At 61.7% G+C, this 26,222-nt stretch carries 18 protein-coding genes; 3 read left to right on the top strand and 15 right to left on the bottom strand.

Annotation, left to right across the window (positions count from 1 at the left end; translation table 11 throughout):
* Nucleotides 1-12: 12 nt before the first annotated feature.
* The 4 genes from A8O26_RS07440 to A8O26_RS07425 all read right to left on the bottom strand — a co-directional run bounded on the left by A8O26_RS07440 (nucleotide 13) and on the right by A8O26_RS07425 (nucleotide 10,626).
* Entirely contained in the window at nucleotides 13-1,530 is a 1,518-nt protein-coding gene (locus A8O26_RS07440; protein ID WP_064117427.1) for a TolC family protein, read from the bottom strand.
* Between the two features lie 46 nt (nucleotides 1,531-1,576).
* Nucleotides 1,577-7,993 (bottom strand): Ig-like domain-containing protein, encoded by a 6,417-nt coding sequence (locus A8O26_RS07435; RefSeq protein WP_064117426.1) that lies wholly within the window; start codon nucleotides 7,991-7,993, stop codon nucleotides 1,577-1,579.
* Nucleotides 7,994-8,049: 56 nt separating this feature from the next.
* Nucleotides 8,050-8,895, bottom strand: a complete 846-nt coding sequence (locus A8O26_RS07430; protein WP_064117425.1) for a sulfotransferase family protein — start codon at nucleotides 8,893-8,895, stop codon at nucleotides 8,050-8,052.
* Nucleotides 8,896-9,045: 150 nt separating this feature from the next.
* Entirely contained in the window at nucleotides 9,046-10,626 is a 1,581-nt protein-coding gene (locus A8O26_RS07425; RefSeq protein ID WP_064117424.1) for a glycosyltransferase family 39 protein, read from the bottom strand.
* Between the two features lie 238 nt (nucleotides 10,627-10,864).
* Between A8O26_RS07425 and A8O26_RS07420 the strand changes: the two genes are divergently transcribed.
* Nucleotides 10,865-11,452, top strand: coding sequence for a phage tail protein (locus tag A8O26_RS07420; RefSeq protein ID WP_064117423.1), 588 nt, complete (start codon nucleotides 10,865-10,867; stop codon nucleotides 11,450-11,452).
* 55 nt (nucleotides 11,453-11,507) lie between these two features.
* On the top strand, nucleotides 11,508-11,819 hold the full coding sequence (locus A8O26_RS07415; protein ID WP_064117422.1) for a DUF6916 family protein: 312 nt from the start codon (nucleotides 11,508-11,510) through the stop codon (nucleotides 11,817-11,819).
* Nucleotides 11,820-11,861: 42 nt separating this feature from the next.
* On the opposite strand, the gene A8O26_RS07410 is transcribed toward A8O26_RS07415, so the two are convergent.
* From A8O26_RS07410 to A8O26_RS07395, 4 genes are read right to left on the bottom strand one after another with little or no spacing between them, the layout of a single operon-like run.
* Complete coding sequence (locus tag A8O26_RS07410; protein ID WP_064117421.1) at nucleotides 11,862-12,356, bottom strand: GNAT family N-acetyltransferase; 495 nt, start codon at nucleotides 12,354-12,356, stop codon at nucleotides 11,862-11,864.
* An 11-nt stretch (nucleotides 12,357-12,367) separates the two neighbouring features.
* Complete coding sequence (locus A8O26_RS07405) at nucleotides 12,368-14,464, bottom strand: biotin/lipoyl-binding protein (RefSeq protein ID WP_064117420.1); 2,097 nt, start codon at nucleotides 14,462-14,464, stop codon at nucleotides 12,368-12,370.
* Nucleotides 14,465-15,784, bottom strand: a complete 1,320-nt coding sequence (locus A8O26_RS07400; RefSeq protein WP_064117419.1) for an efflux RND transporter periplasmic adaptor subunit — start codon at nucleotides 15,782-15,784, stop codon at nucleotides 14,465-14,467.
* A complete protein-coding gene (locus A8O26_RS07395; protein WP_064117418.1) occupies nucleotides 15,781-16,560 on the bottom strand; it encodes an efflux RND transporter periplasmic adaptor subunit in 780 nt (259 codons plus the stop codon). The genes A8O26_RS07400 and A8O26_RS07395 overlap by 4 nt, the downstream gene beginning before the upstream one ends.
* Before the next feature lie 486 nt (nucleotides 16,561-17,046).
* Here A8O26_RS07395 and A8O26_RS07390 point away from each other — a divergent pair, with 486 nt between their 5' ends.
* The gene (locus A8O26_RS07390) at nucleotides 17,047-17,736 is read left to right on the top strand and encodes an NYN domain-containing protein (protein WP_064117417.1); all 690 of its coding nucleotides are present in this window, start codon (nucleotides 17,047-17,049) and stop codon (nucleotides 17,734-17,736) included.
* On the opposite strand, the gene A8O26_RS07385 is transcribed toward A8O26_RS07390, so the two are convergent.
* From A8O26_RS07385 to A8O26_RS07355, 7 genes are all read right to left on the bottom strand, one after another.
* Entirely contained in the window at nucleotides 17,717-19,270 is a 1,554-nt protein-coding gene (locus A8O26_RS07385) for an efflux transporter outer membrane subunit (protein WP_172828127.1), read from the bottom strand. The two genes, A8O26_RS07390 and A8O26_RS07385, sit on opposite strands and share 20 nt — an antisense overlap.
* Entirely contained in the window at nucleotides 19,267-20,337 is a 1,071-nt protein-coding gene (locus A8O26_RS07380) for an HlyD family secretion protein (protein ID WP_064117416.1), read from the bottom strand. The genes A8O26_RS07385 and A8O26_RS07380 overlap by 4 nt, the downstream gene beginning before the upstream one ends.
* A 27-nt stretch (nucleotides 20,338-20,364) precedes the next feature.
* Entirely contained in the window at nucleotides 20,365-21,903 is a 1,539-nt protein-coding gene (locus tag A8O26_RS07375; protein ID WP_064117415.1) for an MFS transporter, read from the bottom strand.
* A gap of 222 nt (nucleotides 21,904-22,125) precedes the next feature.
* On the bottom strand, nucleotides 22,126-23,043 hold the full coding sequence (locus A8O26_RS07370) for a LysR family transcriptional regulator (protein ID WP_064117414.1): 918 nt from the start codon (nucleotides 23,041-23,043) through the stop codon (nucleotides 22,126-22,128).
* 174 nt (nucleotides 23,044-23,217) lie between these two features.
* The gene (locus A8O26_RS07365; RefSeq protein ID WP_064117413.1) at nucleotides 23,218-24,084 is read right to left on the bottom strand and encodes an ABC transporter permease; all 867 of its coding nucleotides are present in this window, start codon (nucleotides 24,082-24,084) and stop codon (nucleotides 23,218-23,220) included.
* 20 nt (nucleotides 24,085-24,104) lie between these two features.
* Nucleotides 24,105-24,965 (bottom strand): ABC transporter ATP-binding protein, encoded by an 861-nt coding sequence (locus tag A8O26_RS07360; protein ID WP_007918315.1) that lies wholly within the window; start codon nucleotides 24,963-24,965, stop codon nucleotides 24,105-24,107.
* Nucleotides 24,966-24,987: 22 nt separating this feature from the next.
* Complete coding sequence (locus A8O26_RS07355) at nucleotides 24,988-25,884, bottom strand: TauD/TfdA dioxygenase family protein (RefSeq protein ID WP_064117412.1); 897 nt, start codon at nucleotides 25,882-25,884, stop codon at nucleotides 24,988-24,990.
* Between the last annotated feature and the right edge of the window lie 338 nt (nucleotides 25,885-26,222).

Raw genomic sequence — 26,222 nt, 5'->3', positions numbered from 1 at the left:
TGAACCCAGGCCTCACTGGGCCGGAGCATGCGCCACCACCGGCGCCGAGATATCACCCGCCGCCCACGCCGACTCACGATTGGCCAACGCGGTGGCAATCGACTGCACTTCGGTCGACTGCACCTGATCCGGCAGCGGATCGAGGCCGGCACTGGCGAAGATCTGGCCGTAGGCATTGCGCAGATCGGCGTACGACAGATCGCGGCGCAGGTCTGCTTGCAAGTTGTTCAGCTCGCCCTGAATCAGGTCCAGCTCACCAATTCCGGCCGCCTGATGACGGTTGCGCAACTGACCGACGATCTGCCCGTCGATGTCCGACAGTTGCTGGTTAGTCTTGAACTGCCGCAGCGCCTCCTGGTAATTGGCGTTGGCCACGTAGAGCTGCGCCAGCACCGCGATCGACATCGCCTGCCGCCGCGCCGTGGCGACTTCTTCGCCAGCCTTGGCAACGTTGATCGCCGCCGGTGCGGAGATCACGTTGAACAGGTTCCAGGTGACTTTGACGCCGTAATCGGCCCAGCCCTGTTCGACGAGGAACGAGTTGCTGTCGTAATGCCCGCCAGCGGAGAACTCCAGACCCGGCAGCAAACGCAGCATGGCCTTGCGGGTTTCGGCGGCGCTGATCCGCGTCTGGTAATCCTGCTCACGCAGTTCCGGGCGGCTGGTCAGGGCTTCCTGTTCGAGTTTGGCCAGATCGACCTTGAGCTCGGGAATCTGATAGCCGTCATCAGTGGCCAGCGTCAGGTTGGTGCCCAAGGGCAAGTTGATCAGCGTCGCCAGTTCGGTTTTCGCCAGCGACAAGGCGCGACGCTGCTCTTCCAGTTGCCGGGTCGCTTCGATCAACGAACGCTGATAACCGAGCGATTGCACCGGATCGCCAATGCGTTGATCGCTCAGGGTCTGGCTGTTGTCGCGGGCGGTCTGCACCCGTGCCATCAGGCTGTCGATTTGTTTGAGCAGGCGTTCGGCGGCCATCGCTCGCCAATAGGCTGAGCGCACGTCCTGGACGATGGTGTTGATCACCTTGCGGCGCCGTTCCTGAACGATCAGTCGCTGGTCACCCTGCTGTTTGGCGCTGATGTAACTGACGCCGAAGTCAAGGACGTTCCAGACCATGGTCAGGTCGGCGACGTCACGGTCGCGATCCTGCGAGGTCGACGGCTCCAGAGACTGGGTGCCGGTGCGCACGCTCTGGCTGCTGGAGGCGTTGACGTTGTTGCGTCCGACGTAACCGGCGTCCAGCGCCATGCGCGGCAGCATGTCGAAACTGGCGAGGTCGAGCTGCCGCTTGGCCAGCGCTTCCTCCATGATTTTCAAACGGCCTTCGAGGTTGTACTTCACGGCGCGGGCCATGGCCTGATGCAGGGTCAACGGGCCGCGCAGCGGTTCCTGATCCTTGTACATGCTTTGCAGGTCGGTTTTCGCGCGCTGTTCACTGACGCTGCGTTCAATCGGTTCACTGGTCACTGCACATCCGCTGATCGCCAGCGCCAGCAGGCTGGCGCCGAACAACTTCTGACTTTTCTTCATCCCTGGATCGCCCCTAGGTCCCGCACAGTGTTGAGTTATGGTTTTTTCAGGCCGATATTTCGCTGATACCGACCTGTTGCAACGCCGCCGCCAGGTTGTCGACCCGGTGTTGCTCGCTGTCTTTGAGTTCTTGCAATTGCTGGCCCAGCGTCGGCGCGCCAAACACGCCGCGCAGGCCTTGGGAAATGTCGCCGGCCTTGAGTGAGTGACTGCCAAATGCGTTCAGCGAATCGCGCTCGGCGCCGCTGTTCTGGTTGAACAGGCTCGACAGCGTGCTGCTACCGAAGACGCCGCCATCGCCGCCGCCAAAACCGAGGAAGCCATGACCGGAGCCGTCACCCGCGTTGTCGCTGCTGCCGAACACCTGAGCAATAAAGCTTGGGCTCAAGGCGCCGTGGTTGATGAAAATATCGCCCAGCGGGCGAATGCCGTTGCCGATCACCCGTTGCTCGAACAGCGGCGCAAAGGTCAGCGGTGAGCCGAGATCGCCGGTGGGCGGAGTGAAGATGATCGGTTGCAGCGGCAAGCTCGGTGGCGGTGCTGGCACCACCGGATCGCTGCTGCGAATCAGTGGATCGGGAATGACCACACTGATTGGCGCAGTGGGCGGCGTCGGTGGCACGACTGGCGGCACAGTGTTGATCGCATAATTGTTCGAACTGCTGACACCGCTGCCGCTGTTGCCCGACAGATCACTGACCCCGGCACTGTTGACGCTGATAGCGTTGCTGGCGCTGTTGACGTTGGCATTCGGCGTCAGGGTCGCGGTCCAGGTTTTGCCGCCGTCGCTGCTGCTCAGGTTGGACAGAGTGCCGTTGCCGACATTGATGTCCGCCAGATCAAACCCACTGACCGCTTCATTGAAGGTGATGGTCACCTGTGAGGTCTGGCCGAGGCCGAGATTCGGATTGGCAATCAGCACCGTCGCCGTTGGCCGTTCGCTGTCGAGCGCATAGTTGTTCGACACCGCCACCGTGCTGCCGACGTTACCGGCCAGGTCAGTGACGTTGCTGGTGTCCAGCGCGATGAAGTTGCTCGGGTCGTTGACGCTGGCGGTCGGCGTGAACGTCGCCGTCCAGGTCTTGCCGCCATCGCTGCTGCTGAGGTTGCTCAGATCGCCGTTGGTCACGCTCAGGTCGGACAGGTCGAAATTGCTCACCGCCTCGCTGAAAGTGAAGGTCACCGTAGTGGTCTGGCCGATGCCCAGATGTGGATTGGCGACCACAATGTCCACCGTTGGCCGGGTCGCATCGAGCGCGTAGTTGTTGGAGATGGCGATGCTGGCGCCCAGGTTGCCGGCCAGATCCTGCACCCCGGCGGTGTCGACGATGATCAGGTTGGTGCTGTCATTGACGTTGGCGGTTGGCGTCAGGGTGGCGGTCCAGGTGATGCCGCCATCGCTGCTGGTCAGGTTGGCCAATGTGCCGTTGGCGACGCTGATGTCCGACAGATCGAAGCCGCTGACCGCTTCACTGAAGGTGATGGTCACGGTGGTGGTTTCGCCAATGCCCAGGCGATTGTCGGCGACCACAATGGTCGCGGTCGGCAACGCCGTGTCGATGGCGAAATTGTTCGAATCGGTAGTGCCGACGCCGCTGTTGCCGGAGGCGTTGGTCACACCGCTGTTGTCGAGGGTGATCAGGTTGCTGGTGTCGGTGATGTTGGTGGTCGGCGTGAACGTCGCTGTCCAGGTGATGCCGCCGTCGCTGGATGCCACGTTGCTCAACGTGCCGTTGGCGATAGTCAAATCGGCGTTGCTGAAACCGCTGACCGCCTCGCTGAAAGTGATGGTCACCGCCGAGGTTTCGCCGGCCTTGAGCGAGGTGTCCGCAACGACGATGGTCGCCGTCGGCACTTCGGTCTGCACCGCGTAGTTGGCCGAGTTGGTGATGCCGATGCCGGCATTGCCGGCCAGATCGCTGATGCCAGCGTTGTTCAGCACGATCAGGTTGGTGGCATCGCTGACGCCGATGGTCGGCGTGAAGGTGGCTGTCCAGGTGATGCCGCCGTCGCTCGACGAGACATTGCTCAGCGTGCCGTTCGCAACGCTCAGGTCGCTGTTGTCGAATCCGCTGACCGCCTCGGAGAAGGTGATGGTGACGAGCGCGGTTTCACTCGGGCGCAGATCGGTGTCACTGATGACGATGGTGGCGGTCGGACGCTGGCTGTCGATCACGTAGTTGGCCGAATCGGTGGTGCCGCTGCCGGTGTTGCCCGCGATGTCAGTGATGCCGGTGTTGTCCAGGGTGATGATGTTGCTGGTGTCGGTGACGCCCACCGACGGCGTAAACGTCGCCGTGTAAGTGATGTTGTCCGAGGTGCTCAGCCCGGAGAGCGTGCCGTTGGCCACGGTCAGGTCGGCCAGGGTCAAACCGCTGACGGCCTCGCTGAAGGTGAGGGTCACGGTGGTGGTCTGGCCGACGCCCAGTGCCGAGTCGGCGAGTGCAATGGTTGCGGTTGGGCGTTGGGTATCGATGGCGTAGTTGTTCGAATTGGTGGTGCCATTGCCAGCGTTGCCGGAAGCGTTTTGCACACCACTGTTGTCGAGGGTGATCAGGTTGCTCGCGTCAGTGATGCTGCTGGTCGGGGTGAAAGTCGCCGTCCAGGTGATACCGCCATCGCTGCTGCTCACCGCCGTTAGCGTACCGTTGGCAATCGTCAGGTCGGCGTTGTTGAAACCGGTCACGGCTTCGCTGAAGGTGATGGTCACCAGCGACGTTTCGCCGATGGTCAGGCTGTTGTCCGCGACGACGATGGTGGCGGTCGGTGCCACGGTATTGATGGTGAAGTTGCCGGAGTTGGTCGTGCCCGTGCCGGCGTTGCCGGCCAAGTCAGCGATCCCGGTGTTGGCCAGGGTGATGATGTTGCTGCTGTCGTTGACCCCGACGGTCGGTGTGAACGTCGCCGTCCAGGTGATGCCGCCGTCCGCGCTGCTGACCGCCGTGAGCGTGCCGTTGGGCACGGCCAGATCGGCGTTGCTGAAACCGCTGACCGCCTCGCTGAAGGTAATCGTCACCAGCGAAGTTTCACCGGCGCTCAGGGCAGGATCGGCCATGACGATGGTCGCGGTCGGCCGCTGGGTGTCGATGCTGTAGTTGTTCGAATCGGTGGTGCCGCTGCCAGCGTTGCCAGCCAGATCGGCAACGCCGGTGTTGTCCAGTGTCACCAGGTTGGTCGCATCGGTGACGTTCGCGCTCGGCGTAAACGTCGCCGTCCAGGTAATCCCGCCGTCCGCACTGCTGACCGCCGTCAGGGTGCCGTTGGCGATGGTCAGGTCGGCGTTGGTGAAACCGCTCACCGCTTCGCTGAAGGTGATGGTCACCAGCGCGGTATCGCCGATTTTCAAGGTGCTTTGCGCGAACACCACGGTGGCGGTCGGCCGCACGGTGTCGACCGCGTAATTGTTGGAATCGGTGGTGCCGGTGCCGGTGTTGCCCGCCAGATCGGCGACCCCGCTGTTATTGAGGGTGATCAGGTTGGTGGCGTCGGTAATGCTGCTGGTCGGTGTGAACGTCGCCGTCCAGGTGATGCCGCCGTCGGCACTGGAGACATTGGTCAGCGTACCGTTGGCAATGCTCAGATCGGCGTTGGTGAAACCGCTGACAGCCTCGCTGAAGGTAATCGTCACCAGCGAGGTTTCACCGATTTTCAGCGCGGTATCGGCGACCACGATGGTGGCGGTCGGCCGTAGCGTATCGATCGCATAGTTGTTGGAATCGGTAGTGCCGGTACCGGTGTTGCCGGCCAGATCCGCGACGCCGGTGTTGTTCAGGGTGATCAGGTTGGTCGCGTCGGTGATATTGCTATTCGGCGTAAAGGTTGCCGTCCAGGTAATGCCGCCATCAGCGCTGGAGACATTGGTCAGCGTACCGTTGGCAATCGTCAGGTCGGCATTGGTGAAACCGCTCACGGCTTCGCTGAAGGTGATGGTCACCAGCGAGGTTTCACCGACTGACAGGCTGTTGTCCGCCACCACAATGGTGGCGGTCGGACGTACGGTGTCGATCGCGTAGTTGGACGAATCGGTGGTGCCGCTGCCGGCGTTGCCGGCCAGATCCGCGACACCGCTGTTGTTCAGGGTGATCAGGTTGGTGGCATCGGTGATGCTGCTGGTCGGCGTGAAGGTCGCCGTCCAGGTAATGCCGCCGTCGGCACTGGAGACATTGGTCAGCGTACCGTTGGCAATCGTCAGGTCGGCGTTGGTGAAACCGGACACCGCTTCGCTGAAGGTAATGGTCACCAGTGAGGTGTCACCGATTTTCAGCGCGGTGTCGGCCATGGCGATGGTCGCAGTCGGGCGCTGGGTATCGATCGCGTAATTGTTCGAGTTGGTGGTGCCGACGCCTGCCACGCTGTCGGAGACTGCCGTCACCCCGGTGTTGTCGAGGGTGATGAGGTTGGTGGTGTCGGTGATGTTGTTGGTCGGCGTGAAGGTCGCCGTCCAGGTGATTCCGCCGTCGGCGCTGGACACCGAGGTCAACGTGCCGTTGGCAATGGTCAGGTCGGCGTTGGTGAAACCGCTGACCGCTCGACTGAAGGTGATGGTTACCAGTGAGGTTTCGCCAATATTCAGCGCGGTGTCGGCGACCACGATGGTGGCGGTCGGCGGCTCCACGTAAGCGGTGTTGAGCGTACCGCCATTGTTGTAGATCCCCACCAGTGCGCTCGGCGTCGTGCCGGTCGAACCACCGTTGGAAAGCCCACCGGCACCGCTGGCGGCGCCGTTGCCGCTGATCGCGGCAAAGTTGCTCGCGGTGATCAGCACCACGCCGCCGTTGTTCCAGATCGCCCCGACGCCGCGACCGCCGGCACCGCCATCGGCACCGTTGCTGCCGACACCACCGCCACCCCCACCACCGCCGCCGGCAGCAATGTTGTTGCTGATGACCGAGGTGCCGATGACTTTCAGGGTGCCGCTCGCGGCGTTGTAGATACCGCCGGCCGCATTGCCGCCGACGCCGCCGACTTTGTCCCAGCCCGAACCGCCACCGCCGCCGCCAATCGACAGGCTGCCATTGCTCGCCGAACCGCCATTGCCGCCATGACTGTAACCGGCACCGGCGCTGCCGCCATTGCCGCCCACGCCACCGGTGCTGGTGCCGCCCCGGCCACCCATGTCGGTCGGGCTGTAACCGCCGCCGTAGCCGCCGGCATTGGCACCGCCCGCCCCGCCGGCATAGGTGCCGGTGGCCGGGCCGGAAGAACCGCCATGGCCACCGTTCTGGCCGCCGATACCGCCGCCGCCACCACCGCCACCGCCGACATAACCGCCGGTCACACCCCCGCCACCACCCCCGCCGGAAGCGGCGTTGGCGGTAACGGTCACGTTGCTCAGGGTAAGGATGCCGGCGTTGAAAATGCCGCCGCCCATGGCGCCCGCCGCCGCTGAGCCGCCATTACCACCGTTGCCCGCCACCAGACCTTTGGTGATCACCAGACCATCCAGAGTCACGGTATTGCCGGAGGCGACTTCCACCACGCGGGTTTTGTATTGGCCATCGAGGGTCACGTCGGCGACGCCGTCGTTATTCAGGTCGCCGTCGACGGTGAGGCTTTTGTTGATCAGCAGCTCAGACGTGAGCTGAATGGTCATGCCGGAACTGAACGTGACGATGTCGCCGTTCTGCGCCGACGCCAGCGCCGCGCGCAGCGAGCCGACGCCGGAATTGAGGTTGTTGGTCGCGGTCCAGGTGGCGAGGCCCCACTGGTACTCGCTCATGGCTTTGCTCGACAGCACGTTGGCGCTTTCAATGGTGCCGGTGGCGATTTCCAGATCCCAGTCGCCGCCGACACCGGTACGGTTGTTCGAAGCGGCGACATCACGCCCGGTCAGTTGCGCCAGCGAGTCGACAAAACTCAAGCCACGATCACCTTCGGCGGTGTAACAGCCGTAAATCAGGATGTCGCCGCCAGCGTTCATGTCCTTGCCGATTTCCGCCAGGATCGCGCTGCGTTGAGCGACGTTGTCCGCCGACAGATAACTGTTGCCCAGCCACAAATCGCCGGCATTGCCGTGGGCAATGATCTGCACCGAGCTGACGCCGTGATGTTGATCGAGGAAGTCGGCGATCTGCTGCAAGCCGTCCTTGCTGGCGTCGAGTTTCACCACTTGCGTGCCGGGAGCAATGCCTTGCAGCAGACTGTCGGCATCCTTCACCCGCGAGTCGACGAACACCACACTCTGGCCGGGCACCGCGACCGGGCTGGCTGCCGGCGTGGCATCGGCCTGGCCGTGGGTGTCCTTGCTCGCCACGGGATGGTCAGCCGTCGGCGCCTTGGCCGCTTCGGCTGCGGTGGGTGCATGGCTGTCGGCTTGTGCAGCGGTATCGGCCACGGTGGCGGCCACCGCGCCGTCGAACAGCATGCGCGGCTCCAGCGACATGATCATCGGCGCGGCCAGCGAACGCTGACCTGCGGTTACCCGAGACTTGACCTTTGCACCGCCAAAAATGCTCCACCACATGTTGCTCACCCGAACTCGAACGAAGGTACGTAAGGCATCAATGAAAAACGCCGCGATCAACTGATCGCGGCGTCGGACTTCATACGAATGACATTGGCGGCGCTGGCTGAGCCATCGAGCCAAAAGGACAAATCAGCGTATTGCTTGAACAGGTCGGGCGGCAGAATGGTGCGCCGTGACTGCAAGGCCACTTTCGGTTTGACCTTGTGCAGGCCGGCCAGGCCAAGGCCTTGATCGAACTCTGGCGCGTCATAGGCCAGGTGCTCGAAATCGTGCTCGAACCAAGGCTCGCCAATGAACTCGTAAACCAGCCGCAACACGCGCTCCGGCGCTTGGGTCAGCAGGTCGTAATCGATGATCAGCAATGAGTCGGCATGCTCGCCGTAATAGGCTTCCTTGAGCGCTGCCCAGGCAAAACCCACCAGGCGATTGCGCTGCGCCAGGGTTTCGCAACGGCTGTACACCGTGTTGCGCTCGACGGCATCGCCAAACAGCTTGGTGTTTTCAAAGGGATTGGCGCGGTACAGCCGTTCGAGACTGTCCATCACCCAGGCGACATTGCGCACGCAGGCGATGACTTTGGCCTGGGGAAACAGGTCGTTGAGTGCCGGCAGGCGCGAGCTCCACTGCCGATTGGTGTCGAACACCACCGGTTGGTCGGCCTTGTCGGCATAGAAGGATTCGAACAGACCGCGCAACAGGCGGCGGCGCATGTCGGTGTCGATCACCGCGCCGTACTCACTGCCGGCGCTGCATTGCTCGAGGACACTGGCGAACAGCGATCCGACCGGGCTGGTCATGCCGGCATGAAAGCGCGGGTTCTGCAAAAGAATGGCAGAAAGCAGGGTGGAGCCTGAGCGCGGCAAGCCGGAGATAAAGTGGAACTGCTGCAATCCCTTCACCCTGATCAAAAGTCCATTTGTCCGACAGAGCGTAGTCCAACAACCACCCTGCGACTAGTAGTGTTTTGATATCAACTAAGAGCAAAAAGAACTAACCAGTTAATTTCTAATCGCGAATTTAAAGGTGAAACGTTTTAGTCTCTACAGCCGCTATTCGGCTGCGGGTTTCGGCGTGACCAAGCGCGCTTGCGCACCGCCCGCATGAACTTGCGCGCTGATCTGCCAAGTGGTGGGCAACGGTGCAAACTCTGCCGGGTCATCCTGGGTGCCGACCAGCCAGATGCGGGCATTGCCGGAAAGGTCGGCAAGGCTGTCGAGGTAGACATCGGGGCTGACCAGCGTCCCGAAACCATATTGATTCGGGCGCATCGAGCGGCCATCCGCAGCCGGCGGTGTATACAGCCGCACCTGCGCGCCGGTGCGATCGTAGTAGACGTAACTCAAGTACCAGAGCATGTCGCTGGTGATGATGCGATCACCGGGCTGGAAGTGCTGATTGACGTAGTTCACCACGCGATCGAACTGATCGTTGCTGTCGACCGTGGCGTTGTTATTCAGGCCAACCATTTCCACCCCGAGCAACGACACCAGCACCGACAACGCGAGAACCCGCACGCGGCTGTACAAGCGGTCGATGGCCAGCCCGGCCAGCAGCGGCAAACCGAGGGCATAAGCGGTCAGATAGCGCTCGATGAACACCGGCGTGATGAACGACACCGCGAACACCAGCAACAGCGGTAAGCCGGTATACAACGCCAACAGGACACTGCCGCGCGGCACGCTGCGATCACGAATGACCGCCACCGCCGCCAGCAGCAGCAACGCCAGCGGCAACGCGCCAAACACCGGTAACGGCAGGTGTTCGCCGTCATCCTGGATCAACCAGGACCAGATCATCGACGGCAACGACGCCAGCGTCACCGGGTCTTCCCAGCCGACATCGCCACCGACCTTGAGTTGTTCCATGTGCTGGGTCAGATCGAGCAGGTTCGGCAGCCACGGCAGGTACAACGTCGCGATGGCCAGATTCGCCAGCCACCAGCCCGGGTGCTGGATATGGCGCAAGCGATAGCCGCGCTGAAACCGAATCACAGCCAGATAAACCCAGTGACACAACGCCGCCAGCACCGCGAAGTAATGGGTGTAGAGCGCCGCTGTCATCAGCAGCGCATAAACCAGCAGATAGCGATGACGCTGCGGCCGGCGGATCCAGTAGACCAGCGCCAGCGTCGCGGCGATCAACAGCAGGCCGAGCAGCGAATACATGCGCACTTCCTGGCTGTAGCGCACCGCTGTCGGCAACAGCGCCAGCAGCAGACCGGCGAGGATCGCCGCGCGGCGCGTGGCCAGGCGATCCACCAGCCAGATGCCCATGCCGACCGCCGCAATCCCGGCCAGCGCGCTGAGGCAACGGATGGCAAAAATGCCGTCGCCAAACAACTCGATCCAGCCATGCAGCAGCATGAAGTACAGCGGCGGGTGCACATCGAACGCCGCGTGGTGCCAGATATCGGCCACCGAATAGCGCGCCAGCAGCAGGCTGGAACCTTCATCGCCCCAGATCGCCGCAGCGGTCAGATCGTAAAAGCGTACGGCAGCGGCCAGTAACAGAATCGGCAGCAGCCAGTGTTCTCTGGCCCAGCGGATCAGGCGCAAGCGGGCAAACCACGGACCCGGCGTCGCGTGCGGATCCTGTTTGTCGCCCACCGGTGTCACTCTGTTGACCGCCATTGCTGCCTCTTGCCGTGCCACGACACCACGCCTGTATGAGCCCGAACCTGCCAGTCACTCTAGGTCAGGCGCAGGAGCAGCGTCGATGCCGATTTGCGACTTCACGACATCCGGCAACCTTGCCAATCCGGGTCTACGCTCTGGCGTGGCGTGACCTGGCCACGGAGTGCCAAGGCAATAGCAACCGCCTGAACCCACTAGCGGCCCGCCGACAACCAATCAGAAGGATGAGGACTTTATGGACGTTTACATGGGCACTGTTCTGACGTTTGCTTTCAACTATGCGCCCAGCGGCTGGGCCTTGTGCAACGGTCAGATCATCGGAATCAGCCAGAACCAGGCACTGTTTGCATTGCTCGGTACGGTTTACGGAGGCAACGGCACTGTCACTTTCGGGCTCCCCAACCTGCAAAGCCGCATGCCGATCTGCCAGGGCAACGGCGGCGGCCTGACGCCGAGAGTCATGGGAGAAATCTCCGGCGCCGAGCAAGTCACTGCCACCCTCAACAATCTGCCGAACCACACCCACACCCTCGCCGGCCTCACCGCCACCACCACCGTGCAACTGGCCAACCCGGCCAGCAATCCGGCGGGCGCGCCGACGGCAACCAACGCCTACATTGGTGCGTCAGGCACCGGGCCGGGTCTGGCGAATATCTTTTCCGATGCCCAGGGCGCTTCGCCCGTTCCGCTCAAAGGCGCCGCAACTACCATCAGCGGCACGATCTCGCCAACTGGCAACGGCCTGCCGCTGCCCATCATGAACCCGTATCTGGTGCTTAACTTCAGCATCGCGCTGAACGGCATTTTCCCATCGCGTAACTGATCGACCACCGGGGGGAGCCACCTCCCCCGGTTCCCCACTTTGCCGGAGCGAGACCATGCTGCAATCGGTTAAAAGCCAACATTTCCAGGCCCTTCTCGGGCGGATCGGCACCCTGTATCTGCCCGATGGCAGCGCATTGCAAATCCATATCGGCGAACTCGCAGAGAAACCGCTGGCGCAAATGCGTTACAGCGAGCGCATGCCATTCAGCGTCGAATTGAGCAGCCTGGAAGCGACTGAATTCGTCGATGGTTTATGTGCACTGGAGTTGCCTGAACTGGGGCGAGTGGACGGCATCTTCGTGTCGCGGGTACCACCGATGGGGCGGCCGCCAGAGCTGGCTTACTTCCACATCACCTTCAACTGACCCGAACCCAAGGAGCAGCCTTCGGCAGCACCTGCACGGAGATTACCGGGGATACCAGACCAGTCGCTCCGCCGCCGGATTGCTTTCTTCAACCGCAAACCCGAGCGCGAGGTAATGCCGTCGCGCATGGGGATTGCTGGTCCAGACCACCGTCGCCACCGGGCAGCGAATCTGTTGCGCGGCTTTCTGTACACCTTGCAGCACGGCGCGACCAAAGCCCTGACCACGCGCCTTTGGGATGAACGCCAGGTACAACACGCGAATCTCGTTAGCGCCGAAATCGGTGCTCAACGCGCCGATGGCACTGCCGAGTTTTTCCACCACGTAGTGCATGGCGTTGGGGTAGTTGTCGCCCATGCCCTGTTCCTGCACCTGGAACTGCTGGGCGACCAGTTGCTGAATCTGTTCCTGCTCGCCGTCGACCCATTGCAGGTCCGGCCGCGCCGTCTGATACAGGCTTTGCAAAAACGGCCCGTCGCTTGCCCGCGAAGGCCGCACCACCAATCCTTCTGCCGCCACTGCTGCGTTGTCCGCCATCGTGCTCTCCGTTAGAAACCGCTTTCCCTGACCCCCAGCGCCGCCATTCGGCGCCATGCCACACCGAGCAACGATTCGCCGCTGCCTTGCAAGATCACCACACCGCGCAACGGTTGCGGCGGTGTCGGCGCGGTATCGAGCACGCTGAGTCGCGCGCCGTATTGCGCCTGCACCGGTTCCGCGCGCTGTTGTTGATCGCGGCGCACGGCAATCGGCCCGTGATGATCGGAGGTCAGCGCCTCCTGATCGACGTAGGCCACGCCGTTGGTGTCGATTTCATTCAACTGCACGGCCAGCGCCGGGTGCATCGGGTCATCGGCGATGAAGCGGCCGCTGGCACCGGGTTTGACTCGCCACAATTCGGCTTCGGCGAGATAACCGCGCAGGCGTGCGCCGTCCTCGACCACTCGGGCCAGCGCATCGCGGGTCGACAGCCAACGCCCGACCGTCATGTTCGGCAGCAGATCACGCACGCTGCCGGCCTGCGGTGCGCGCAGCAACAGGCGCTCGCGTTGCGCCGTCAGTCCACGGTACTCGGCGACCGCCTCTGCCAGCCGCTGCTCGACAATGCCCGCATCGGCAGCGGTTTCGCTGCGACTGGCCTGGCGGCGCATCAACAACTGCTGGATCTGGATTTCCCGACGCACGATCACCAGCCGCGACTCGAGATCGGGCGATTCCAGTTCAATCAGCACATCGCCCTGAGCGACCTTCTGCCCGTCCGTCACGTTCACCGCTTTGACCCGCGCCGCCGTTGGCGCATGCAGGGCACTGGCGCGCCCGGCCTCGAGCATCGTCGGCAATTCCACCGAACTGCGCCACGGCACGATCAGCACCAGCAACAACCCGAGCAGCGCCAGCGCACTGAGCAACACGCGCGGGCCGTGCGCCTGTTCGCGGCGGCTCCACCACTGGCGCCACTCACGCATGATCGGCAGAAAAATGAACCACACCAGTTCCACCAGCATCAGGAAGATCCCCAATACCTTGAAGAACAGGTGATAGACCGCCAGCGCGATCCCGAAAAACAACGCCGCACGCCACAACCATGAGCCATACCCCCAGATCAGCAAACGCCGTTGCATCTTCGGCGACCACGGCTCCGGCGCCGGGGCGCCATAACCGAACAAAAATTCACGCAAGCGCCAGCGACACAGCGCAAATGCGCGGCCCTGCAAGTTGTCGACTTCCCAGAAATCACTGATCAGAAAATAACCATCAAAACGCATGAACGGATTGAGGTTGACCACCAGCGTGGTGATCCACGTGGCGCTGGCGAGCATGAACGCCGCCGTGCGTCCCGGCCCATCAGGCAGTAACGACCACACCAGCAGCGCAATACACGCCAACAACAATTCGGCGAGCACACCGCCGGCACCGATCAACAATCGCGCGCGGCGATCATTGACCCGCCAGGCATCGCTGACATCGGTATAGAACATCGGCAGCAAAACCATGAACGCCACGCCCATGCTCTGCACCCGACACCCGGCGCGCTTGGCCATGAACGCGTGGCCAAACTCGTGACAAAGTTTGGCGAAGAACAGCGCCACGCCAAACGCCAACGCGCCACCGAGGCTGAACAGGTGCGGAAACGTCCCGACAAAACGCTGCCAGTCGCGCGAGACCAGAAACACGCCCAGCGCCAACGTCGTCGGCAAACCGTAGCGCAGCAGGCGCGGGCCGAAGCGCGCAAGCCACGGCCACGCGCGATTGAGAAATGCGTCCGGGCGCCATAGCGGTATGCGGAAGAACAGGTATTGATGCAGGAGGATTTGCCACAGGCTTTGCTTTTGCGCCAAGGCCTTGAGGCGGTAGCTGGCGCGCTGTTGATCGTCGAGCGCAGAAATCAAATCGTGGCCGCGAAGAAATTCCAGCAACTGCTCAAGTTCCGTGCCGTCCAGCGGCAAGCCAGGCTCGCGATTGGCCGCGTGCAAGACTTGTTCGGCATCACCCAGCGACCAGTGGCGCAACAGACGCATCGCCGCGCTGCCGAGTTTGAAATAACGCCCGCGCACCGGATCGGCCAGGGTCCAGCGCGGCGAACCGTCCAAAGCCGGCGCCGCGGGCGACAATTGCAGGTCGGCACGCAGGCTCGGCAGATTCATCTAGAGGCCCACGCTCTGGCGCAAACCGGCCAGTGGCCGGCGCAGCAGGTACAACGCCAGTGGCGCGCGATCACCGAAGATTTTCGCTGTGCCACGCAGGCCGATACGCGGGGGAGCGTCAGCGAAATTGGCGTCGAGCCGATAGGCCAGTTGCCCGCCCGCCGTCGGCTGCGCCTCGTATGCCGAGCGTTCCAGTGTGGCGAGATGGCGCTTCAGCGGATCGCTGTCGAGAAACAACGCCACTTCGGCGCCGGGCTCCAACGAAATCGCATCGCCGACGGCCAGTTCGATACGCAGTTCGGCCTGGTTCGGGTCGGCGATGTCCATCAGGCGCTCGCCGGTCTGCACCGGTTTGCCGGTCAAGCGTTCCGCGTCGGCGAACACCGCAATGCCGTCGCGCTCGGCGCGTACTTCGCTGCGCTTGAGTAGCTCGCGGGCGTAGTCGCGCTCGGCGCGTTTCTGCTCAACACGGGCGGCGAGCAAATCGACTTTTGCACTGGATTCGGCATCGGCGAACGAGCGCTGGGAATTGGATTTCAGTTCAGCTTCGGCCACCCCCAGCGCACGTTCGGCGACATCGGCCTGCGCCTTGAGCGTGGTGCTTTCAAAACGCACCAGCACATCGCCGGTTTTCACCGTTTGATTGGGTTTGACCAGAAATTCGGCGATCACCCCGTCCAGCGGTGCCGCCACCACACGGCCGCCCAGCGGCACCACTTCGGCCGGGGCCAGCACCGATTGACGCACCGGAATCAACAGCCCCAGTAATAGCACCGCGACCAGTGCCACCTGACGTTTACGGGTCCAGCGCAACCGCCACGGTTTGCGCGGTTGCAGTGCCAGCCAGGCGTGGCTGTAGGTGTCGCCCAATTGCGACAGCAGGACTTGTTCGGAAGGGTTCCACGGCACATCGCGGGCCAGCCATAAACCGCCAAACACCTGCGCGTCGCGATCAACCAGTGGCAGCCAGAACACTTGCGTGGCAGACAGACTGCGCCAGTCGGCCTGAGTCGATTCGCTGAGCAGCTGCGGCGCAATCACTCGCGCCTGCTTCAGTACATCCTGCTTGAACAACTGCGCCACGGCCTGCTCGACGAACGCCACGAACGGCGCATTCGGCTCGACCGCACTGACGCCGGTCACGGCTTGCACCTTGCCGGCGATCAACAGCGCGGCATGGCGAAAACCGAACAGCGACTGGCCGTCATTGACCAGACTGTAGGCCAGTTGCGCGGCGTCACGGGCGGCGCGTGTCTGGCGTTCCAGGTCGAGAAAGCGCGCGAACACCTGCTCGGCGCCGCCGCTCACCGGAGCGTTCACTTAAGCTCCGGAAAACGCGCGGTGCCGCTCATGCCGGCGAGCAAACCTTTGGCTTCGGGAAGTGTGGCGACCAGCAACAGGGTCTGACTGCCCTCATCGATGCGCGCGCCGAGACGTTTCACCGTGGCATCGATCGGCTGACCGGTTTCATCGGGCACGAAGCTGAAGGTCTGGCCGGGCTTGAGTCTGGCCATCCAGCGCGACGGCACCAGCAGATGAATTTCGAGGGTACGGTTATCGACGACATCGAGCAGCGGTGCGCCGGCCGGTACGCTTTCATAGCGCTGCACCTTGCGCTCGACCACTTGCCCGTCGAACGGCGCGATCACGCTGCAGCGTTTGACCTGCACTTGATAAACCTGGGATTGCGCCTGGGTTTCGCTGACCTTGGCCTCGGCCCGCGCCACTTCGAACCGCCCGACGGAATTGAGCGCAGCCAACTGCTTGTTGTGCGCCAGCTCTTCACCGGCACCGCGACTGGCCGCCTGCGCGGCATTGAGCTGGGCTTGATAGGCCGAGCAATCGAACTTCGCCAGCGTATCGCCCTTCTTGAACGACTCGCCCTCACTGAATGGCAACTCGACAATCCGCCCGGAAAGCTCACTGGCCAGCGTCGCCTGATCACGAGCCCGCAACACCCCCCGCGCCTCACTGCTCGCAGTGGCCGCCGCCGTCCCCGGATTATCCAGCAGCGGATCGTCTGGCCCGGGCGTTTGCGCCTGAACTGCACACGTAACTAAGGTCAATCCGATAACCCAACCGCGAAAACGCTGCATAACCGCTACTCCCTGACGGATGTGCGGAGTCTACGACAGCGGGGGTTAGCGTCAAGCGAAAGGCCATTACTCGTCAGAAATGTAATGTTTCAAAAGAGAAAGCCGCTCAATGTTCGTTTAAGAGATGTAGGCAAGCTCCGCTTTCCTACACGAGTTAGGAATGCTACCGATAGCGCATTGCGAATAAGGCGATAGACAGGCTACCTATGGGAGTAAACGCGGGCCGAATGTACCTCTTTCTGCAACAACTTCTAATATTGGCGCCCTTAAATGGCTTGACCCTAGTCGGCATTGGTAGCCAAAACTGGCAAGCCGGTGCTGGAAATAAACCAGTGGAGTGAGCCCGCAATTATTTGGTGATTGACCTGCATGACGCACTCAATCTAGGATTGCCTTACTCAACCCCGTACGTAGCGATTCAGTTCGCTGGCAGTTGGGGATGAAAAAACCGGCTTAGGCCGGTTTTTTCGTTTCTGAGGATTTTTTGTGCGCACCGCATTTTTTGTTGATGGCTACAACCTGTTTTACGGCTTGCTCGCTGGCACACCCTATAAATGGCTGAACTTGCACAGCCTGCTGACGCATATTGCCCTCATCGAAAACCCTCAGAGCTCAATAGTCTCGATTGACTACTTCACTTCTCCAATCAAACCCCAGCTGGCAACTCGCGGCCGCGTTTCCAAGGAAGCACAAGATGCGTACATAAGGGCATTGCGAGCGAGCAAAGTCACCGTGCATTTCGGACGGCATCAATTAGAGCCAGCCAAAGCACCAAGGTTTATAGATAGGAACACCCATGCGTCACGTCAGGACAAAGTCGATATCTGGAAACTGGAAGAAAAAGAAACCGATGTGCATATAGCAATCAGCATGTATCGCACTGCAAGCCGGCAAACAATGTCCGAAGGTGCAGGGCGCATTGATCAAATCATTCTGGTTTCCAGTGATACCGACATGACACCTGCTCTGAAGGCGCTCCGAACAGATTTTCCTGCCCTGATCATTGGAGTGATCCTTCCTCATCGGACCGGATCTATCCGCCCGCCCCCAGGCTCATTGAAAGACAACTCAAACTGGTTGAGACGCGTTATTTCGACTGAAGAGCTGAAACTTCATCAGTTTCCAAAACGAGTAGCCACTCAAAAAAAACCAGCGATCAAACCGGATTATTGGTAGTTACTTGCGCCGGATACACCGACTCCCATCCCCCGCCCAACGCCTTGTACAACCCGACCATCGCCAGCGAAACGCCGGTCGAACTCTCCACCCACTGCTCCTGCGTGGCCAGCAAGGCGCCTTGCACGGTGAGCACGTTGACGAAGTCGACCACGCCTTCGACGTATTGCTGTTGCGCGGTGCGCAAGGCGATCTGGTTCTGGCGTACGGCTTCGGCGAGGCTGTCGCGGCGGCGCTGGCTGGCGTTGTAAGCGGTCAGTTGATCGTCGATTTCATGCCAGGCGCGCAGCACGGTTTGCTGATAGGCGACGGCGGCTTCCTGCTGTTGAGCTTCGCGCAATTGCAACACGCCGCGCAGGAGTCCGCCGTCAAACAGCGGCAAACTGAATTGCGGGCCGATGCCGAAGGCGCGCGAGCCCCACGAGCCGAAATCGCTGAGTTGCATGGCTTGTGAGCCGAGGTTGCCGGACAGGGTGATGCGCGGATAGAAATCGCCCTTGGCCACGCCGATGTTGGCGGTGGCGGCGTGCAGGCGCGCTTCGGCCTGGCGGATGTCCGGACGGCGTTCAGCCAGTTGCGACGGCAAGCCGATAGCGACTTGCAGCGGTGACTGCGGCACAGCGGCGTCGGAGGATAACTCCTTGGCCAAGGCTTGCGGCGGTTCGCCCATCAGCAGACTGATCGCGTTGATCAGTTGCGATTGGCGTTGTTCCAGCGCCGGCAAGCGTGACTCGATGGCGGCGACTTGCGCAGCGGCTTCAGCGACGTCCAGGTCGGTCGCCACGCCATCGGCCAGCCGTAGTTGCGAGAGTTTCAGGCTGTGCCGGGCAACATCGAGGTTCTGCTCAGTGACCGCGCGGGTGTTCTGCACGCCGCGTAGCTGGATGTAGTTTTGGGCCGTATCGGCAAGCACGGCGAGCAGCACCCCGCGACGATCGTTTTCGGCGACTTCAAGATTGGCATCAGCGGCTTCGGTTTCGCGGCGCACGCGGCCCCAGAAATCCAGTTCCCATGAGGCGGAGAAACCGGCATCCCACAGGTTGAAAGCGGAATCGCCGTTGTGTCCGGACGGGTCGCTCAGGCCTTTGCCGCTGTTGCGTTCGCGGGCGTAGCTGCCGGTGGCGACGGTGTTCGGATAACGGTCAGCGCTGATGACTTGGCGAGCGGCACGGCTTTGTTGCAGGCGGCTACTGGCCAGTTGCAGGTCGAGGTTGCTGCGGACGGCGCGCTGGGTGAGCGCGGAGAGTTGTGGGTCGTGAAAGACTTCCCACCAGCGTTCGTTCAACGGTTCGCTGACGGCTTGGCTGGGCGCGGACTTGGCCCAGTCCGCGATTTGTGTGGCTTCGGGTTTCTGGAAGTCTGGGCCTACGGTGCAGGCAGTGAGGCTTACTGTGAGCAAGGCACTCAAGATGATGTGCTGCCATTGGCCTCTTCGCGAGCAAGCTCGCTCCCACAGGAGGTTTGTGGTGTTGCCGAGATCCAATGTGGGAGCGAGCTTGCTCGCGAAGACGTCAATCGATTCAACAACAATCATCGCTGAGTCACCTCACGCACGGAGGTCACCGAGCTTTTGGTATCAATACTCGCCTCCACCGACATCCCGACCCGCAACCGTTCGGCCAACGGCTGGCCCGGCTCCAGCATGATTTTCACTGGAATCCGCTGCACCACCTTGGTGAAATTGCCGGTGGCGTTATCCGGTTTCACCGCAGCAAAGGTCACGCCGGTCGCCGGCGCAATGCTCTCGACGCGTCCGCTCAAGGTTTCGCCACCGAGGCTGTCGACATGCACCTGCACTTCCTGCCCCGGCAGCACGTCGGTCAATTGCGTCTCCTGAAAATTCGCCACGACATACGCCTGCTTCAGCGGCACCACCGCCAACAGCTTGCTACCCGGCGTCACGTAAGCGCCGACGCGCACGGCGCGCTCGCCGATCATGCCGTCCTGCGGTGCAGTGATGCGCGTGTAGGAGAGTTCGAAACTGGCGATTTCCAGTGCCGCTTGCGCGTGTTTCAAACTGCCCTCGGCCGCGTCACGCTGAGCGGTGAGAATATCGACCTGCTTGCGCTCCGCCGCCAGTTTCGCCGTGGCGGTGTCCAGATGCGCCGTGGCCTGATCGATGCGAGTGCGCGCCTGTTGCGCGTTTTGCACAGTGCCGGCACCCACGCCGGCGAGATGGTTGTAGCGATTCAGTTCCTGCTGGGCAAACGCCATTTCAGCCTTCGCCGACACCACCGAGGCTTGCGCCTGAGCGATCACCGAGGTCTGCCGCTCCAGCGTCGCTTTGGCGTTCTGCAATTGCGCCCGCGCGACCAGGGTCTGCGCGTCCGCCGCTTCGGCTGAAGCGCGCAAATCGCGATCATCGATCAGCGCCAGCAACTGCCCGGCCTTCACTTGCTGGTTGTCTTCCACCAGCACTTCCTTGATGAAGCCGGCCACGCGCGGCACCACCAGGGTGTAGTCGGCGGAGACGAATGCATCGTTGGTAGTTTGCTGGGGCCGCTTGCCAAATACGCCGGGCAGCGCCAGATACACCAGCACGCCGACCGCCAGTGCGGCGGCGATGGCCACCGCGAGTTTTTGCTTTGCTTGAGTCGTCATAAAAACCTTCATTGTTCAGTGCAGCAATCAGGTCGGCGCGCGCGGCGGAAAGATCCGCGTCGGCAGCCAGAAAATCAGCAGGATCAGCGCCACCGCGACGCCGGCCATGCACACATAAAGATCGGATGCGGTCAGCACCACGGCCTGTTCGTGCAGGCGATGGGCAAGGCCCGGATCGCTGCGATCGGTCAACGGCGAATTGCCAAGGTTGTCGACCAACATGGTCGAGTGGAAATGCAGGCGCGCGGTGGTCAGCGCCTCAAGCACCCCGGTGGCGACCACCGCTGCCAGACCTTTCACGGTGTTGAACCACGCCGAGGCAAACGGACCGTCCGTTGGCTGGATGCTGCCGGTCGAGAGCATCAACAGCGGCAACACCGACATCGGTTGACCGAAGATCTGCAGCCATTGCAGGACGTAGAAATTGTCGCGAATCCATTCCGAGGTCAGCAGCGATCCGCCCAGGCAGGACAGCGTCAACATGCTCAAACCGATGCCAAGCACCCAGCGGCAATCGACCCAGCGCAGGTTGCACAGCGCCGCCACCAACGGCAGCGCAATCAGTTGCGGCAATGCGGCGATCAGCATGATCGGCGCGGTCTGCGCCGGCCGATAACCCTGCACCTGCGCCAGATAACTCGATGGAATCAACACCACCGCCTGCAGGACTACCAGCACACCGGCCAACGTCATCAACGCGAACGACAGGTTGCGGATACCGAGCATCTGCAATTTGAAAAACGGGATCGGCTGCGACCACTCGTTGATCAGAAAAGCCAGCAGCAACAGCGAGCCTGCACCGAGCAATCCACAGATCAGGCTCGACTCGAACCAGTCCAGGCGATTGCCCTGCAACACACCGATCACCAACATGCAAATCGCCGGAAAGCCCAACAGCAGGCCCTTCCAGTTGAATGACTTGAGGCGTTCCAGACGCAGCGGATCCTGCGGGAGACCGTAAGCCACCATCACCATCGCAATCAGGCACGGCACGATGATTTGCCAGAACGTCCATTGCCAGCCGACGTATTCGGTCCACAACCCGGCCAGCGGTGTGCCGAGACCGGGGCCGAATGTCGCCGTCAGCGCGTAACCGGCCAGGCCATAGAGCTTGATATTGGCGGGCAGAAAACGCAGGGCGACGGTCATCAGCATCGGCGGCAGTGCGCCGCCGGCCAGACCTTGCAGGATGCGCATCAGCAGCAGACTTTCGTAATTGGGCGCTAACGGGCAGAGCACACCAAGCAAGGTGAACAGACCGATCGCGCAGAGGGTGAAGCGCCTTAGCGAGAAGGTCACCGAGCACCACGGTGCGAAGGCCATGGCCGCGACCGAGGTGGCGGTGTAACTGGCGACCAGCCAGGTGCCTTCGTCGTAGCCGATGTTCAACGCGCCACGAATGTCGGCCAGCGCGACCTTGGTGACCATCTCATTGAGGCCCGACACCAGCACCGCCAGCAGCACGCCGACCAGGCCAATGATGATCCGCGCCCCGAACACCGGTGGCGTGATCGCCTTCGCCGGGCTGGCCGCAGCGATAGGCGCTGCCGCCGTCAGGGATGTCATGAATACACACTCCGGAGGGAAAAATACCGGAGCATCTTAGTCGGGCTTGGCAATGACGAAAATTGACTTATTGGCAGTTTATAAGTGCGCCATACGCAGCAATTGAGATCCTTGTGGGAGCGAGCCTGCTCGCGAAAGCGTCGGGTCAGTCAATATCAATGGTGACTGATCCACCGCTTTCGCGAGCTGGCTCGCACACAGGGTTTTGTGTTTGTTCGAAGATTAAGGCTGGGCCGCCAGCCACGTTTCGTCGCAGCAGGCCTTGAGGGTTTCCCGCAGCCAGCGATGCGCCGGATCCTTGTCGAAACGCGGGTGCCAGGCCTGGGTCAGCATCAGCGTCGGCAAGGGGATTGGCAGATCGAATGAGCGCAGTTTCAGGCCGAGCCGACGCACGCTGAGCAGCGCTTCTTTGGGCACTGGCAGGATCAGGTCGGAATCCGGTAACGCAAACATCGCCGCATGGAAACTCGGTGCAATCACCGCCACGCGCCGCTCCAGGCCCAGCGCATTCAGCGCCGTATCGATGGGGCCGCGAGCGATGCCGCGGCGCGACATGCTGATATGGGAAAACCCGGCGTAGCGTTCGGCGGTGATTTCGCCGTCGAGCAATGGATGGTCTTCGCGCACCAGGCCCACGAAGTGGGTGGAGAACAGGTTCTGTACTTTGACTTCAGGGGTGACAGGGCGGGTGTTACTGACGCTCAGATCGATGCGGCCTTCACGCAGGGCCTCATCGTCACCGTCACCTTCCGGAACGAAGCGCAATTCGCAGTGCGGTGCCTGCTGGTCGAGGGTGTCGAACAGCTTGCCGCCGTAAACGCCGATGAAGAAGTCGTTGGCGCGGATGCTGAAGCGCCGGCGCAGTGTGCCCAGCTCCACGGTGTCAGCGGAGCGGAACAGCAGCGCGGCTTGCTCGACCACATCACGCACTTGCTCGCGCAACGCTAATGCTTTGGGTGTTGGCACTAGGCCTCGACCGGCGCGCACCAGAATTGGATCGCCGATGGCCTCGCGGATCCGCGTCAGGGTGCGGCTCATGGCGGCCGGACTGAGGTTCATCCGTCGCGCGGCGCCGACCACACTGCCCTCGTCGAGCAAGGCGTCGAGGGCAACCAGAAGGTTCATGTCCGGGAGTTGCATGCTGAGCACTCGTGGCTGATCAGGATTGATCTGAGCGCAATGCTAGCAAACATCTTTCAGAGTAGGCGTTGATCCTACTGACGCCTTCGCGAGCAAGCTCGCTCCCACATTTGGAATGCATTCTCCTGTGGGAGCGAGCTTGCTCGCGAAAGGGCCAGCCGCAACGCCACAGAATTACCGCTGCATACCCCAACGTTTAACCGTCACCCGCTCGAGGGTATCGAACACCAGATTCTCCACCAGCAACCCGATCAGAATCACCACCGCCAACCCGGCAAACACCTTGTCGGTATACAGTTCATTGCGATTCTGAAAGATGTACCAGCCCAGCCCACCCTTGCCACTGGTCGCGCCAAAGACCAACTCCGCCGCGATCAACGTGCGCCAGGCAAACGCCCAGCCAATTTTCAGCCCGGCCAGAATCGACGGCAGCGCGGCCGGGATCAGGATGAACAACACCAGCCGCAAACCTTTCAAGCCGTAATTGCGCCCGGCCATGCGCAAGGTTTCCGAGACCCCGAGAAACCCGGCATAAGTATTCAACGCCAACGCCCACAACACCGAATGCACCAGCACAAAAATCAGGCTGTTCTGCCCCAGACCAAACCACAGCAACGCCAGCGGCAGCAGAGCAATCGCCGGCAGCGGGTTGAACATCGAGGTCATCGTACTCAGCAGATCACGGCCCAATTGCGTCGACACCGCCAGCGTGGTCAGGGCAAATGCCAAGACAATGCCGATCAGATAACCCTTGATCAACACCACCAACGAGATCCATACCTTGGCCAGCAATTCACCGCTGAGCAGGCCCTCGAACAACGCATGGCTGGTCTGCAGGAAACTCGGCAGCATCAAATCATTGTTCTGAATCCGCGCAACCACTTCCCACAACACCGCCAGCACAATCAGGATCAGGCTTTTACGCAGCCAGCCCTGTTGCCACAGCCGCGTACCGAGCGACAACTCACGCTCGACCGGCACTTCGGTCAGCGGCTCCAGCACAATTTCGAATTCTTCACGCACAGATGATGAATGGCTCATCGGGTTGTCCTCCAGGCCGCTCAATAGGCGATGCGAATGTCGTTGAAGTCGTGGTCACGCTCGGTTTCCGGCGACTGGCCTTCGTCGAACAGCAGACGATGAATGCGCCGCGCCGATTCCTGAAACGCCACGCCACCGAGGCTGTGCAGATCGTATTGATGGCTGTGCACCTCGGCGCGCACCCGGCCCGGATGCGGCGACAACAGCAGGATGCGGTTGCCGACCACCAGCGCCTCTTCAATCGAGTGGGTGACGAACAACAGGGTGAAGCGCACCTCTTCCCAGAGCAGCAGCAATTCTTCCTGCATCTTGCGGCGGGTCAGCGCATCGAGCGCGGCGAACGGTTCGTCCATCAAGAGAATTTTCGGCTGCATCGCCAATGCCCGGGCAATTGCCACGCGCGCCTTCATGCCGCCGGACAACGTGTGCGGATAGGCATCGGCAAATGCCGCCAGCCCGACTTTTTCCAGATAGTGCAGCGCGCGCTCTTCAGCTTCTTTTTTCTTCAAAGTGCGCGATGCGAGCAGCGGAAACATCACGTTCTGTTTGACGGTTTTCCACGGCGGTAGCTGATCGAACTCCTGAAACACCACGATCCGATCCGGCCCCGGCGCGTCGACGCGCTGGCCTTGCAGACGGATCTCGCCTTCGCACGGTTGAATGAACCCGGCGACCGCTTTGAGCAAAGTGGATTTACCGCAACCGGACGGGCCGAGCAGCACATAACGATCGGCCGGGTCGATTTCAAAACTGACCTGGTGGGTGGCGCGCACCACACGTTGCGGCGTGCGGTATTCGAGGCTGACGTGATCGACCGCCAGCAGCGCGTCGCTGCGGGCGATCGGGTTGCTGGCCGCGTGGCCTGGCAAGGGAGCGTTCATGGTTTGATCAATCTCCGGCGTATCAGAAAGGCGCATCGCCCTGAATGGTCGTGCGATACAGCTTGCGGCGCAGGTGCGCGGGGCAGCCGGCGGCGAGATGGATCAGCGAACGGTTATCCCAGAACACCAGATCGTGTGGCTGCCACTGATGGCGGTAGATGTTTTGCGGCAGCACGCTGTGGGCGTAGAGCTCAGTCAGCAGTTGTTGGCTCTCGTCGTCCGGCAGACCGACGATGCGCGTGGTGAAACCTTCGCTGACGAACAGTGCTTTGCGGCCGTTTTCCGGGTGCGTACGCACCACCGGGTGCACCACTTCGGCGACTTGAGCCAGTTGCTCCGGGGTCAGGGTCGGGCGCCAGTTGCCTTCAAATTTGGTTTCGCTGTAGCGCGCGGTGTAGGAATGCGCAGCGCTGCGGCCTTCAACCGCTTTGCGCAAGGCCTCGGGCAAGCTGTCCCAGGCTCTGTGCATGTCGGCGAACAACGTGTCGCCACCTTCGGACGGCAGCTCTTGCGCGTGGAGCATCGAGCCGAGGCTTGGCAGCTCTTTATAGGAAAGGTCGGAGTGCCAGAATTTGCCGGCATCGCCGAGGCCGATGTTCTGGCCGTTTTCAATGATGTTGGAAACGATGAGGATTTCCGGGTGGTTGGCCAGCAGGAACTGCTTGAGCACGTGGATCTGCAGCACGCCGAAGCGGCGGCTGAAGTCGATTTGCTGTTGCGGGGTGATTGGCTGGTCGCGGAACACCACAACGTGGTGATCCAGATGCGCGCGGTGGATGCGCGCGAAGTCCTGATCATTGATTGGCCGGCTGAGGTCGAGGCCGATGATCTCGGCGCCAACGGCACCGCTGAAAGGGCGGATTTCAAAGGATTGCGGCGCGGCGGAGGCGGCGCTCGGGGAAGCAGTAGCTGCGGACATCTTTCCATCTCCCACGCACGGCGCGCTGACGGGCGCGCTCGTCGATCAGACACTCACGCTGGATTGCGTGTTGGTTCAGGTCGTGCGGCGCGCCGATTGGTCGGCAGGTACGCAGGGGGATGACTTTATAGCTATAAGAACTGGAGATTAAATACCGTTATTGAATAACGATATGGCGATTGGTAAGGAATGGACTGGATGGTGAGTGACGATTTTTGTCACTTCCTGACAAGAAGGTGGTGTTTTTGCTGACGCCTTCGCGAGCAGGCTCGCTCCCACAGTTGATTTTCAGTGGACACAAATTCTGTGTTCAAAAGAAATCCAAATGTGGGAGCGAG

The sequence above is a fragment of the Pseudomonas fluorescens genome (genome assembly GCF_001648775.1).
GTDB lineage: Bacteria > Pseudomonadota > Gammaproteobacteria > Pseudomonadales > Pseudomonadaceae > Aquipseudomonas > Aquipseudomonas fluorescens_M.
The sequence above is the reverse complement of the archived record's forward strand: the minus strand, read 5'-3'. Positions and strand labels throughout refer to the sequence as shown.